12 protein-coding genes are annotated in these 12,698 nt (G+C 64.3%); 8 read left to right on the forward strand and 4 right to left on the reverse strand.

All coding sequences use genetic code 11. The annotated features are described in order from the left end of the window. Positions 1-2 precede the first annotated feature (2 nt). The 3 genes from IPF49_15475 to IPF49_15485 are packed head-to-tail and all read left to right on the forward strand — an operon-like array spanning position 3 to position 3,611. Positions 3-1,181 carry a cytochrome P450 gene (locus tag IPF49_15475; protein MBK6289001.1) on the forward strand — a complete coding sequence of 393 codons (1,179 nt, stop codon included), beginning with the start codon at positions 3-5 and terminating at the stop codon, positions 1,179-1,181. Then, complete coding sequence (locus IPF49_15480) at positions 1,178-2,074, forward strand: LLM class F420-dependent oxidoreductase (GenBank protein ID MBK6289002.1); 897 nt, start codon at positions 1,178-1,180, stop codon at positions 2,072-2,074. The genes IPF49_15475 and IPF49_15480 overlap by 4 nt, the downstream gene beginning before the upstream one ends. A 52-nt stretch (positions 2,075-2,126) precedes the next feature. Next, on the forward strand, positions 2,127-3,611 hold the full coding sequence (locus tag IPF49_15485) for an acetyl-CoA acetyltransferase (protein MBK6289003.1): 1,485 nt from the start codon (positions 2,127-2,129) through the stop codon (positions 3,609-3,611). A 50-nt stretch (positions 3,612-3,661) separates the two neighbouring features. On the opposite strand, the gene IPF49_15490 is transcribed toward IPF49_15485, so the two are convergent. Next, on the reverse strand, positions 3,662-4,141 hold the full coding sequence (locus IPF49_15490; protein MBK6289004.1) for a DUF4124 domain-containing protein: 480 nt from the start codon (positions 4,139-4,141) through the stop codon (positions 3,662-3,664). A 168-nt stretch (positions 4,142-4,309) separates the two neighbouring features. Here IPF49_15490 and IPF49_15495 point away from each other — a divergent pair, with 168 nt between their 5' ends. Continuing rightward, positions 4,310-6,478, forward strand: coding sequence for an acetyl-CoA hydrolase (locus tag IPF49_15495; GenBank protein ID MBK6289005.1), 2,169 nt, complete (start codon positions 4,310-4,312; stop codon positions 6,476-6,478). Between the two features lie 14 nt (positions 6,479-6,492). On the opposite strand, the gene IPF49_15500 is transcribed toward IPF49_15495, so the two are convergent. Then, positions 6,493-6,771 carry a polyhydroxyalkanoic acid system family protein gene (locus tag IPF49_15500; protein ID MBK6289006.1) on the reverse strand — a complete coding sequence of 93 codons (279 nt, stop codon included), beginning with the start codon at positions 6,769-6,771 and terminating at the stop codon, positions 6,493-6,495. Positions 6,772-6,995: 224 nt separating this feature from the next. Between IPF49_15500 and IPF49_15505 the strand changes: the two genes are divergently transcribed. From IPF49_15505 to IPF49_15515, 3 genes are read left to right on the forward strand one after another with little or no spacing between them, the layout of a single operon-like run. Continuing rightward, positions 6,996-8,444, forward strand: a complete 1,449-nt coding sequence (locus IPF49_15505) for a DUF3336 domain-containing protein (GenBank protein ID MBK6289007.1) — start codon at positions 6,996-6,998, stop codon at positions 8,442-8,444. Positions 8,445-8,474: 30 nt separating this feature from the next. Continuing rightward, positions 8,475-8,648 (forward strand): rubredoxin, encoded by a 174-nt coding sequence (locus IPF49_15510; protein MBK6289008.1) that lies wholly within the window; start codon positions 8,475-8,477, stop codon positions 8,646-8,648. Positions 8,649-8,672: 24 nt separating this feature from the next. After that, the gene (locus tag IPF49_15515) at positions 8,673-9,389 is read left to right on the forward strand and encodes a TIGR02206 family membrane protein (GenBank protein ID MBK6289009.1); all 717 of its coding nucleotides are present in this window, start codon (positions 8,673-8,675) and stop codon (positions 9,387-9,389) included. On the opposite strand, the gene IPF49_15520 is transcribed toward IPF49_15515, so the two are convergent. Further along, complete coding sequence (locus IPF49_15520; protein MBK6289010.1) at positions 9,372-10,511, reverse strand: acyl-CoA dehydrogenase family protein; 1,140 nt, start codon at positions 10,509-10,511, stop codon at positions 9,372-9,374. The two genes, IPF49_15515 and IPF49_15520, sit on opposite strands and share 18 nt — an antisense overlap. A 25-nt stretch (positions 10,512-10,536) precedes the next feature. Further along, positions 10,537-11,730 carry an acyl-CoA dehydrogenase family protein gene (locus IPF49_15525; GenBank protein MBK6289011.1) on the reverse strand — a complete coding sequence of 398 codons (1,194 nt, stop codon included), beginning with the start codon at positions 11,728-11,730 and terminating at the stop codon, positions 10,537-10,539. A gap of 201 nt (positions 11,731-11,931) precedes the next feature. On the opposite strand from IPF49_15525, the gene IPF49_15530 reads away from it, so the two are divergent. Continuing rightward, positions 11,932-12,681, forward strand: coding sequence for an SDR family oxidoreductase (locus IPF49_15530; protein MBK6289012.1), 750 nt, complete (start codon positions 11,932-11,934; stop codon positions 12,679-12,681). The last annotated feature ends 17 nt before the right edge of the window (positions 12,682-12,698 follow it).

Here is a 12,698-nt window from a genome sequence, read left to right on the forward strand (position 1 = left end):
TCGTGAACCTCAATCTTGCCTCGCCCTTGTACCCCGATGTCGATTTCGCGGTGGCCGAATTACCCGATCTGCACGCATTGCTCGCTGAGCTGCGCGAGCAGGCCGCCGTGGTGCCGGTGATCTATCACGGTGCGCCAACCTGGCTGATCACCCGTTTTGCCGAGTTGCGCGCGGCGTTTTCCGACGAAGAACATTTCGCCTGCGAGGCGGCCTATCGCGTACACAGTGAACCGTCGATGGGGCGCACCATGCAGTGCATGTCGGGCGCGGAGCATCGCCTGAACCGCGCGCTGGTCTCGAATGCATTCTTCCCGAAACAGGTGCGCGCTTTCGTCGAGCCGGTGATCGAGGTCGAGGCGGCGCGCTGGCTGGAGCGTATTGCCGGGCAGCCGCAGGTCGATATGGTGCAGGCCTTTACCCGTCCCTATCCTTTTTCGGTGATTACGCGGCTGCTCGGCATACCGGTGGTCGATGACGCGCACTTTCTCGAGTGGGCGATCAAGCTGATCGATTTTCCCTGGGATCCGGTCGGCGCGATGCGTGCCAAGGCCGAGTTCGATGCCTACATGATTCCGCTCATCGTTGCCCGCCGCGCTGATCCCGGTGCCGACGTGGTCTCGCTGCTGGCCGGCGCCAGCCTGGAGGGTGCGCGGCTTGGCGACGAGGAGATCCTGGCGTTCTGCCGGCTGCTGTTTCCGGCCGGCTCCGACACCACCTACAAGAACCTGGGCAGCCTGCTGGCCGCGGTACTGGCCGATCCGCGGTTGCGCGAGCGGGCCTGCGGCAGCGATGCCGATCGCGAGGCCCTGGTGCAGGAAGGCTTGCGTTTCGAGGCGCCCACCGCGTTGCTGCCGCGCCGCTGCGGCAAGAGCACCGTTCTCGGGGGGCAGCCGATTGCCGCCGATGACTGGATCCTGTTTGGCATCACCGCCGCGAACAATGATCCCGCGGTGTTTAGCGAACCGCGGCGTTTCGATCCCGACCGCCGTGACAAGAACCTGGCGTTTGGCCACGGTGAGCATTTCTGTCTCGGGACGCACCTGGCGCGCCGCGAGATGGAGGCTGCACTGAAACTGGTGTTCACGCATTTCCCGGACATGCGACTGCTGCCCGATCATCCGGTCGAGATCATCGGTGGCGTGCTGCGCGGTCCGCGTGCCCTGTGGGTTGCACCGCAATGATGCACTTCGGGGTGATTCCGCTGTGTGCGAAGCCGTTCGTCACCGACGCGCACTGGGTGCGCAGGTTTCTGGAGATGCTCGAGGAGGAGGGCGCGGAATCGGTATGGATGCCGGAACATGTGGTGATGGCGCAGGACTACGAACCGCTCTACGAGTATTCCGCCGACGGTCGCGCACCGGTCGCCGAGGATACCGTGATGCCGGATCCGCTGGAGTGGTTGAGCTTTGCCGCCGCCTGTACCGAGCGTCTGCGTCTCGCGACCGGCGTGCTGATAGGGCCGCAGCACAGCGCCGCGATGCTCGCCAAGCGGCTGGCAACACTCGACGCGCTCTCGGGTGGGCGCTTGCAGGTCGGTATCGGCATCGGCTGGCAGCGCGAGGAGTACGCGGCACTCGGTGTGCCCTACAGCGCACGCGGTCGCCGGCTCGATGAATGCATCGACGCGATGCGGGTCCTGTGGCGCGAGGCACCGGCCAGTTTCACCGGCGAATTCGTGCGCTTCGAGCGCGTATTCTGCGACACCAGGCCGGTGCAGCCTCGCGGCGTACCGCTGTACATCGGTGGCAGTTCCGAGGCTGCCGCACGGCGCGCCGGATTGCGTGGCGATGGCTTTTTCCCCTACGTGATCTCGCCGGAGGATCTCGCGGCGCGGCTGGCCACGGTGCGCGGCGCGGCGCGGGAGGCGGGCCGCACGCTCGAGAATTTTTCGGTGACGGTCTGGCCGGCCAGTTTCCGTCCTGGCGCGACTTTCGATATCGGCCTGGCGCGCGCGTTTCGCGATGCCGGCGCCGATCGCCTGCTGATTGCCGGCTACGAGGCGGGTGCCAACACCCCGGAGGCATTGCGCGGCCTGGTGGCGGGTTTTCGCGATCGTATCGCCGGCGCCCTGTAGCTTCCCTGCGCGCAGCGGCGCATCCACCAGCTCTCCGGAGAATCGCAGGCCTATGCAGAACCTGGATCCGCGGACACCGGTGCTCGTGGGCATCGGAATTGTCGAACAGAAGGAAAAAGACCCGGCTCGGGCGCGCGAAGCCATCGAGTTGATGAGCGATGCGGTGCGTGCCGCCGGTGCCGATGCCGGCACCGCCACGCTGCTCGCCGGCGCGGAGCGCATTTATGTTCCGCAGGGCATGTGGGGCTATGCGGATCCGGCACGGATGATCGCGCGCGCGATCGGCGCGACCAATGCGAGCACGGTATTCGCCAAGGTCGGAGTGCTGCAGCAAACGCTGATCGGCGATGCCTGCCGCCGTATTGCCGGCGGCGAGATCGGCAGCGCGATCGTGGTCGGGGGAGAAGCGCGTTACCGTCATTTGCTGGCGGAAATTTCCGGCGGGCAGGCGTCCGAGACTCCATGCAGCGATACTCCCGACGAGACGCTGATACCGCAGGAAGAGCTGCAGCTGCCACAGGAGATAAATTCCGGGCTCGGTTACATGCCGGTTGGCTATTACGCGATGGTCGAGAGCGCCTGGCGCGCCGCGCACGGCTGGAGCGTGGATGAGCATCGTGATCGCATGGCGGCGATGTACAGCCGTTTCAGCGAGATTGCGCAGGACAATCCCCACGCCTGGAAGCGCGCACGCGTTGCGCCCGACACGATTCGCAATGCCGCTGCCGGCAATCCGATGCTGGCGTTTCCATACACCAAACTGCACAACACGTCGTGGAATGTGGACCAGGCTGCGGCCATGCTGTTGTGTTCGGCGGCGCGCGCCGAGGCGCTGGGCGTGCCACGGAAGCGCTGGATATTCCCGCGCTCCAGCACCGAGTCGAATCATATGCTGGCGATGGCGCAACGTCCGCAGCTGCATCGCTTGCCGGGTGCGCGCATTGCCGGGCTGCGGGCGCTGGAACTCGCCGGTCTCGACAGCACGCAGCTCGACCTGGTGGAGCTCTATTCCTGCTTTCCGATCGCGGTGGAACTCTACGCCGAGGAACTCGGCATCGCCGCCGATCGCGACTGGACCGTCACCGGAGGCATGCCCTTCGCGGGAGGCCCGCTGAACAATTATGTGCTGCAGTCCAGTTGCCGCATGGTCGAGCTGTTGCGCGAGCGTCCCGGCAGTTCGGGACTGGTGAGCTCGGTATCGGGCTATCTCACCAAGCAGGGCTTCGGTGTCTGGTCCACCGGACCCGGGCCGCGCGGATTCGGCTTTGCCGATGTCAGCGCGGAGGTTGCCGGGAAGATGCAGCCGCTCACCGTGAACGCCGAGGCCAATGGCGATGGCCGTATCTGCGGCTATACCGTGATGTACCACAAGGCCGAGCGCGTTTGCGCGGTGGCCCTGCTCGATATGAGCGACGGCACCCGCAGCGTGGCCAACAGTCGCGACGAGGCGTTGCTGGCGCGCATGGAAAGCGAGGAGTTCTGCGGCCGTCGTGTCCATGCCGCTGACGGTTGCTTCGGCCTGGCGCCGGGCGCATAAGCGGCGACAAGCTGCCCCGTCGTCACCGGGTGGTTGGTTTCGCTTCCCGCTCAGCGCGCCGCGCGCAGCCGCGCGTTGAGGCCGCGGGGACTCAGCGAACTGGTGTTGGGCAATGTTTCTGGTTGTAGCGGTGGCTGCGGACGATGGCCCGGGTGGGGCGGGCGGTAAGGGAAGCGCGGACGATAGACCGGCACCAGGTAGCTCGTGGGCGTCTCCTCGATGCGCTCCGGCGCCTGCTGGTAAATGACATAAGGCGGTGGCATCTGTGGCGGGTTGCGTTGCTGTTCGCGCGCGAGCCGGTCGTCGCGCAGCCGATCGGTAGTGTCGCGCATTGCCTGCAGGCGGGCCTCGGTCTCGGTGCGCTCAGGTGCGGTGTAATCCTCGATTTCGATGGTCTCGGCGGTCGTGCCGATGACCGGCGGCTGGTCGGAAAACGTGACCTTGCCATTGGCGTCGATGCTCTTGTACACCGTGATCGCGAACGCGGGTTCCGTGATCAGCAGCAGTGCGCCGAGCAGCAGACCGTACATACCCCAGTTCCTCCGTTGCCGATGATTCGACCGCGCCGACAGCCGAAAGTTGGCACACAATCCTGATCCCGATCAAGCGCAGCGGTGTTGCGCCGGCTCACAGGTTGCCGCCATACCCTGCCAATCCTAATATCGGCCACTGTTCCCCGCCAGCGGAGGCATCGCATCTTGAAACCGGCTCCACAGGAATTCCACAGCGTCGATGACTGCGTCGAGGCCGCCATCGCGCGGGTTGGCAAGCGTATCGTACTGGGTGCGCCGATCGGGATCGGCAAGCCGAACCAGTTGGTGAACGCATTCTATCGCCGCGTGGAGCGCGATCCATCGCTCGAGCTGACGATCTTTACCGGCCTCTCGCTGGAGAAGCCGCGCGCGACCTCCGATCTCGAGCAGCGCTTCCTCGGGCCGTTCATCGAGCGGCAGTTCGGCGACTACGAAGAGCTCGAGTACATGCGCGCCATCCGCGAGAGCCGGCTGCCGTCCAATGTCCGGGTGCATGAATTCTATTTCCGCGCCGGCTCGATGAAAGGTGTTGCCAGCGCGCAGCGTGACTATGTTTCCAGCAATTACACTTTCGCCGCGCGCGATCTGATCGGCCGTGGCATGAACGTGATGGTGCAACTCGTCGCGAGCGCCACCGTCGATGGCGAGCGCAAGCTCAGCCTGTCGTCCAACACCGATACCTCGCTCGATCTGCTGCCGTGGCTGGATGAGTTGCGCGCGCGCGGCGAGCCGTGCATGGCGATCGCGCAACTGCACCCGGACCTGCCGTTCATGTACAACCGGGCCATGATCGATCCGGGCTGTTTCGATGTGCTGGTCAGCAATCCGGAATATGACCGCACCCTGTTCGCGCCGCCGAATCTCTCGGTGGGCGTCACCGATTACGCGATCGGCCTGCATGTGAGCACGCTGCTGCGTGACGGTGGGACACTGCAGATCGGCATCGGCTCGCTCGGCGATGCCATCGTCCATGCCAGCAAGCTGCGTCACGAGGACAACGCGAGTTATCGCGAGGTATGCCGCGCGCTCGGTGTGAACGAGGCGCTCGCTAGCTGCACCGGCGGTCTCGGTCCCTTCGAACGCGGGCTGTACGGCTGCAGCGAGATGTTCGTCAACGGTTTTATGCACCTGATTGCCGCCGGAATCGTGAAGCGGCGCGTCTACGACGACGAACGCCTGCAGTCCGCGATCAATCGCAGCGGTTGCGCCGAGGTGCCGGACAGCGCACTGCTGCGCGAGCTGTGCGCGGCCGGCGCCATCGGGGCGCGGCTCACGGATACCGATGTGGCGTATCTGAAGCGCTGGGGCGTGTTTGCCGCGGATGTCGAGATGCGCGATTCGATGCTGTGGCGCGGTGAGCGCTCGTGCGCAGCGCGGCTCGACACCGGACAGGCGCTGCAGGAGCTGAGTGCGCTGGCGCTCGGCACGGTGCTGCGTGACGGCGTCCTCATGCACGGCGGATTCTTTCTCGGGCCGAAGGATTTCTACGAGACGCTGCGCACGATGCCGCGCGCGCAGTCTGAACTGATCGCCATGGACAGCGTACGGCGCATCAACCGTATCGACCAGCCGGGGTTGCGCGAAGCGCAGCGACTGCATGCGCGCTTCGTGAACACCGGGATGATGGTCACCCTCGGTGGCGCGGTGGTATCCGATGCGCTCGAGAGTGGCGAGGTAGTGAGCGGGGTGGGCGGGCAATACAACTTCGTGGCGCAGGCGCACGAGTTGCCCGGCGCACGCTCGGTGATCTGTCTTCGTGCCACACGTGGCAGTGGACGCGCGACGCGCTCGAATATCGTGCCGCGCTACGGTCATGTGACGATCCCGCGGCATCTGCGCGATATCGTGGTCACGGAATATGGCGTGGCCGATCTGCGCGGTCTCTGTGACGAGGAGATCATCCGCGCATTGCTCAATATCGCCGATTCACGCTTCCAGCCCGAATTGCTGGCGGCGGCGCGCGAGGCGGGCAAGATCGACCCGGACTACCGGGTGCCCGAGGCGTTCCGCCGCAATCTGCCCGCAAAGGTACAGGAGGCGCTGGGTTCCTGGCGCAAGAATGGCTATTTCCCGGCCTTCCCGCTGGGCACCGATTTCACCGCCGAGGAGGTTGCGCTCGGCGGCAGTCTCAAGGACATGAAGGCATTGATGGACAGCCCCGCCAACCTGCTGCGCGCGGTGATCCGCTCGTTCATCACCGATGTTGACGAGGAGCAGGCGCGGCCCTATCTGGAGCGCATCGGCCTGGCCCACCCCGATACACCCAAGGAGCATCTGCTGCAGCACCTGTTGCTGCTGGAGCTCGAGGAGAGAGGGGTATTGCGGCCGATGTGAACCGGTCGCGGGGTTCAGGCGAGATGCTTGTCGAGGTACTTGTGTATTTTGCGCTCCAGCGGCTTCTTGGCCATCAGCATCAGTACGCCAAGCTTTACGTCCACCAGGATGTCGTCTTTTTGCAGGGTCAGGCGGGCATCGATCCCGCCCGAGTAGTGGTAATGCACCGTGTTGCCTTCCCAGCGATAATCGCCACCGAACTCGCTGCGTAGCTGGCTAGCCAGGTCCTCGGCGCGTTGCTGCAGCGTTTTCGCATCGAGGTCGTGATCCCGCTGGATGTAGATTCTGCTCATGGTCACGGCTCCGTTCGGGTGTGCGAAGCCGATTTTGCGCCATCCGGCGAGCGTTGCCAATCGCCACGGCGTGGCATAATGGGCCTGGTCCCGGAGGAACAGGAATCTTGCGCGCCAGGAAACACAGGCCGGACTCATCCGTGTTCGAGATGCCGCTCAGCGGGCGCATGGAAATCCGCCCGGTCATGCGTTCGCTGGTCGAGTCATTGCCCGATTTCAGGCGCATGGCCCGTCGCAACCGCAAACTGGCGGCACTCGAGCGGGAGATGCGTGAGGCGCTGACCTACGCCGATTGGCGCGAGGCGGCAATCGGCTATGACCGCGAGGCGGGTTTCGAGGAATGGAAACTCAATGACGCCTCGCCGCATTACGACTTCAAGCTGATACAGCGTCGCCTGGCGCAGATTCTCGGCGCGCGCGAGGGCGGTTATATCCGGCGGCTGATGTTCATCCTCCAGGAGGGCCTGCACGGAAATCTTGGCAACATCTCCAACCCGTTGCTGTACCAGTTCACGCGCTTCGGCACCAAGCGGCTGGTGGAGCGCTATCTCGACGAGGTCTGCGAGTCGCTCGATTTCCTGTGCGACTGCGAATCGGCGGAAATCACCGATGAGGAGAAACTGGAATTTTTCGAGTCCACTTCGTACACCTACGGACAATCGAGCCTGATGCTCAGCGGTGGCGCCGCGCTCGGCATCTATCATATGGGCGTGGTGAAATCGCTGTGGGAAAACGGCTTGCTCCCGCACGTGATTTCGGGTTCCAGTGCCGGTTCGATCGTTGCCGCGGTACTCGGCACCCATGACGATGCGGAGTTGCGCGAACTCATGGCGAGCAAGACGCCGCTGCTGGGGCTGATCAAGTGGAACAGTCCGCCGCGCTCCTATCTGTTCGACGTGGAGCACTTCAACCGGGTGCTGAAGGAGCGCATAAACGAACTGAGCTTCCAGCAGGCATTCCGTCACAGCGGGCGCGCGATCAACATCACGGTCGCACCCTACGATCCGGGCGAGGACGGACGATTGCTGAACTACCGCACTTCGCCGAACGTGGTGATCAACAGCGCGGTGCGCGCATCCTGCGCGGCACCGTTTTTGCTGCCGCCGGCGGAACTGCTGGCCAGGACGATCAACGGTGAAACCATTCCGTATCTGAAGAATCGCCGGTTTCTCGATGGCTCCATCGGGGATGATCTGCCGATCCGCAGACTGACCCGGCTCTACGGGGTCAACCATTCCATCGTCAGCCTGGTCAACCCGCTGGTGCTGCCGTTCGTGTCGCGGCGCGCACAAAGGGGCAGCGATATCGGCTCGCTCACGCGCCAGTTCGCGACCCGGATATTCAAGGAAACCACCAATTATTCGATCGAAATGCTGCAGCAGGCCATTCCGTCGGAAAACATCAACCTCGCGATCGACAAGTTGCAGGCAGTGATGATGCAGGAATACCGCGGTGACATCACGCTGATTCCGCCACGGCGCCTGGCGCACATGTCCAGCCTGTTCAGGGACTTCTCTCCCGAAGAGGAGGCGAGCTTCGTCGAGGCCGGCATGCGTCTGACGTGGCCCTCGCTCGAGATGATCAAGAACACCACCGCCATCAGTCGCACCTTTCGCTCCTGCCTGGAGCGCTTGCGCAAACCTTCGAGGCGTCGCTCGGGAGGGCGGTGCTGAACCGGATATTCCTTGTGGAGATACAACAGGATGAGTGATTACCGAAAGTGGGAATGCGTGATTTGCGGCTTCATCTACGATGAGGCGAAAGGCTTGCCCGACAAGGGCATCGCCCCGGGCACGCGCTGGGAGGATGTACCGGAGGATTTCGAATGTCCGGACTGCGGCATCAGCAAATTCGATTTCGATCTGCTCGAGGAATGAGGCGCCCGGCGGACCGTCGCCGCCATGCCTGACTGGGCGGGGCAATTCCACGCCTTCTCGCTGCTGCACGCTGTCACGGTGGCGCTGTTCGGCGCGTTGTGGGCGGTGCTTGTCGTGGTCGGTCTGCGCCTGCGCGGGCAGGAGTCGGAATCGCGCTGGCGCCGGTTGCTTGGCTGGTGGCTGCTGCTGGCGTGGCTGATCGCCAACGGCGTGCAGTTACTGCCCGGACGATTTGTCGCCGCGGTGAACCTGCCGCTGCAGGTGTGCGATATCGCCGGCCTGCTGGCGGCGTTCGCGCTGTGGTCGCGCAACCGGCTGTTGCTCGCGATCCTGTATTTCTGGGGTGTGGGCTTCAGCATCCAGGCAATGCTGACGCCGGAACTGGTCAGCGGGCCGGCAAACGTGGATTACTGGACGTTCTGGGTCCCGCACGCCAACCTGACCGGTGGCGCGTGCTATATCCTGATCGTGGAGCGTTTCAGGCCCCGCTGGAGCGATTGCCGGCAGACCTACGCGCTGGCACTGGTGTATCTCGCGCTGATCCTTCCCTTCGACCTGCTCAGCGGTTTCAACTACGGCTATGTCGGTGCGGTAACGCCAAGCCAGCAGACCATTCTCGATCTGCTGGGGCCGTGGCCGTGGCGCATCGTGTCGATGATGGCGCTGGCTGCGCTCGGTTTTGCGTTGCTGCAGTGGCCCTGGGGCAACCCGCTGGCACGAACCTCAGAAGCCGCGCAATGAGGCGTAGCGCGAGCGGTGGAAGCGGGCATCGCCGAGAGCCTGCATGCAGACGCGCGCCCGCTTGAGAAACAACCCGATATCGAGCGCATCGGTGGTGCCGATACCGCCGTGCATCTGCACCGCTTCGTTGCTCACCAGTTCGTAGCAGTCATTGGCCCGGGCTTTTGCCAGGCTGGCCAGCAGCGGCAGCATCGCGGGGTTATCATCGACCGCGGAGCAGGCTTCCAGCACCACGCTGTGGCACAGTTCGATCTCCGAGAACATGTGCGCGGCACGATGCTGCAGTGCCTGGAAACTGCCGATCAACGCACCGAACTGCTCACGCTGCTTCAGGTAGTCGATGGTGCGCTCGAAGGTTGCGCGGATGCCACCGAGCATTTCGGCCGCCAGCGCCGCGCGACCCCGGTCCAGCACCTGCTCGAGTATCGGGTAGCCCTCGCCTTCGGCGCCGATCAACGCATCCGCCGCGACGCGCACGTCGTTGAAATCGATGCGCGCGGCATTGCGGCTGTCCATCATCAGGGTGCGCCGGCGTGCGATTCCCGCCGTGCCCGCGTTCACCAGGAACAGGCTGATGCCGTCGCGATCGCCGCGATCGCCACGGCTGCGGGCGACCACGATCAGGGATCCCGCGCTGTGGCCGTCCAGCACGAACTGCTTGGATCCGTTCAGCACATAGCCCGCACCGGCGCGCCTGGCCTCGAGCATCACGCCGAGCGGATCGTGGTGCGGCGATTCCTCCAGCGCCAGCGCGAGGCACAGTTCTCCGCGCACGAGCGGCGGGAGAACGGATTCCTTCTGTTGCCGCGAGCCACCGAGCAGGATCGCCGATGCGCCCAGCACGCAGGTTGCGAGCAGGGGCGATGCGGCCAGCGTGCGTCCGCACTGCTGTTGCACGGCGGCGAGCCCCGCGAAGCCGAAACCGAGGCCGCCGAATTCCTCCGGCACGATGATCCCGGCCCAGCCGAGCTCCACCATCTGCTGCCACAACGGCAGGGAATAACCCAGCTCGTCACGTGAGTCGCGCAGGGCGCGCAGCGCCGAAACCGGCGCATTTGCCGCGAGGAACTCCGCAGCCGTATCACTCAGCAGGCGCTGCTCTTCATTCAATACCATCGTCATCGTCAGGGATTTCCGTGTTGCTCGTTCAGGTCACGCCGGGGAGACCGAGTATGCGCTTGGCGATGATGTTGAGCTGCACCTCGGTGGTGCCGCCGGCGATGCTGAGCGCCTTGCTGAACAGGCACTGGCGCGCGGTGTCGATTTCGGTGGCCGAAAAATCCTCGCCCTCCCAGCCGATCCCCTGGCTGCCCATCATCGCGATCATCAATTCGTACTTGCGTTTCTCCTGTTCGGTGCCGCAGTACTTCATCACCAGCGATGCATGACCGCTGCCGCTGCCCGTGCGCGCTTCCTGGATGATGCGTTGCTGCGTCAGGCCGATGGCGTGCATCTGCATTTCGTGACGCGCAAGTGCGTCACGCAGCAGCGCATCCTCGATGCGTCCGTCACGCAGCGCGAGATAACGCTTCGCGCAATCGACCGGCGCAAGGGTCGCGTTGGGCGATTCGCTGCCCATTTCCGCCATGAGCTTGCGTTCGTGCTTGAGCAGGGTCTTGGCCACGCTCCAGCCACCGTGCAGTTCGCCGACCAGGTTTTCGCGCGGCACCCGCACGTTGTCGAAAAAGGTCTGGCAGAATTCCGACTTGCCACTGATCAGTTCGATCGGCGATACCGAAATGCCCGGCGTGGCCATATCGATCAGCAGGAAACTGATGCCCTGCTGCTTGCTTGCCTGCGGGTCGGTGCGCACCAGGCAGAAAATCCAGTCCGCATGATCGGCGAACGAAGTCCAGATCTTGGAGCCGTTCACCAGGAAGTGATCGCCGCAATCCTCGGCGCGGGTCTGCAGGTTGGCCAGGTCGGAACCGGCCCCCGACTCACTGTAACCCTGGCACCAGCGGATGCGCCCCTCGGCAATTGCAGTGAGGGCCCGGTGCTTCTGCTCCTCGCTGCCGAATTCGAGCAGCGCCGGCCCGAGCATCCAGATGCCGAGGCTGAGCAGCGGTTTGCGGCAACCCAGCCGCTTCATCTCTTTCTCGATGATGCGCGTGTGCTCCTCGCTGAGTCCCGCTCCACCGTACTCGCGCGGCCAATGCGGGACGATCCAGCGCTGATCGCGCATGCGCTCGAACCAAAGGCGGGCATCCTCGCTGGGGAATACGGCGTTGCGCCCGCCCCAGTACTGCTCGCTTTGCAATGGCGGTTTGCGTTGCGAGGCCGGGCAGTTCGACTCCAGCCATGCGCGGGCCTGGTCACGGAATTGCTCGAGTTCTTCCATACGGCTTCCTTTGGCAGAACTGCGGTTTCGGGAAGGCTGCCAGCTTAAGGCCTGTGCAAGGATGCGCAATGACAGAATGGCTCGCCGGAAATTAACAATAGCGGTCAGCGTGTGACGTCGGCAGCGCTTCATTTTCCCGGGCGCGATCCGCTACCATGCGCTTGCCGGATTCGCGGCATCGGGGAAAGACGGGGAAGCTCAATGAAAAGATTCAATGACAAGGTGGCGCTGGTGACCGGCGCCGGATCCGGAATCGGCAGGGCGGTGGCCGTGCGCCTCGCTGCAGAGGGTGCCGCGGTTTTCTGCGTGGATGTTTCCGCGGAGCATCTTGCCGCGACCCAGGCACTGATAACGCAGGCCGGTGGCAGGGCACTGACCCATGTCTGCGATGTCAGTAACGAGGATGCGGTGCGGGCCTGCGTGCAGGCCTGTATCGATGCGCTTGGGCGTCTCGATCACCTGAGCAATATGGCCGGAATCCTGCGCTTCGATCATTTTCACGAAACCGCGCTGGCCGATTTCCGGCGCATCGTTGCGGTGAATCTCGAAGGTACGTTCCTGATGTGCCGTGAGGCCATACCCCATCTGCTGCGCGTTGGCGGCAATATCGTCAATGCGGCGTCCACGTCCTCGCTTGCCGGTCTGCCCTGGGGCGGCGCCTATTCGGCCTCCAAGGGGGCGGTACTGGCGATGACGCGCTCCATCGCGGTCGAATATGCCCGCGCCGGATTGCGCGCCAACTGTGTGTGTCCGGGCGATATCGCTACCCCGATGTCCAAGGCCGCGCGCATGCCCGAAGGCGCGGATTTCAGCTGGATGGCGCGCTGTAGTTCGCTGTCGGGCCCCAAGGGACCGGAAACCGTGGCCGGCGTGATCGCGATGCTCGCCTCGGAGGACGGAATGCATATCAATGGCGAGGATATTCGCGTCGACGGTGCGACCTTGTCCTGAGCCCCGGGTGGAGGCGC

The organism is Gammaproteobacteria bacterium (assembly GCA_016705365.1).
In the GTDB taxonomy this organism is placed as follows: Bacteria; Pseudomonadota; Gammaproteobacteria; order Pseudomonadales; family UBA5518; genus UBA5518.

Coding starts and splice junctions, on each gene's coding strand:
- IPF49_15480 (MBK6289002.1), top strand. CDS start 1,178: ATGATGCACTTCGGGGTGATTCCGCTGTGTGCGAAGCCGTTCGTCACC.
- IPF49_15485 (MBK6289003.1), top strand. CDS start 2,127: ATGCAGAACCTGGATCCGCGGACACCGGTGCTCGTGGGCATCGGAATT.
- IPF49_15490 (MBK6289004.1), bottom strand. CDS start 4,141: ATGTACGGTCTGCTGCTCGGCGCACTGCTGCTGATCACGGAACCCGCG.
- IPF49_15500 (MBK6289006.1), bottom strand. CDS start 6,771: ATGAGCAGAATCTACATCCAGCGGGATCACGACCTCGATGCGAAAACG.
- IPF49_15505 (MBK6289007.1), top strand. CDS start 6,996: ATGGCCCGTCGCAACCGCAAACTGGCGGCACTCGAGCGGGAGATGCGT.
- IPF49_15510 (MBK6289008.1), top strand. CDS start 8,475: ATGAGTGATTACCGAAAGTGGGAATGCGTGATTTGCGGCTTCATCTAC.
- IPF49_15515 (MBK6289009.1), top strand. CDS start 8,673: ATGCCTGACTGGGCGGGGCAATTCCACGCCTTCTCGCTGCTGCACGCT.
- IPF49_15520 (MBK6289010.1), bottom strand. CDS start 10,511: ATGACGATGGTATTGAATGAAGAGCAGCGCCTGCTGAGTGATACGGCT.
- IPF49_15525 (MBK6289011.1), bottom strand. CDS start 11,730: ATGGAAGAACTCGAGCAATTCCGTGACCAGGCCCGCGCATGGCTGGAG.
- IPF49_15530 (MBK6289012.1), top strand. CDS start 11,932: ATGAAAAGATTCAATGACAAGGTGGCGCTGGTGACCGGCGCCGGATCC.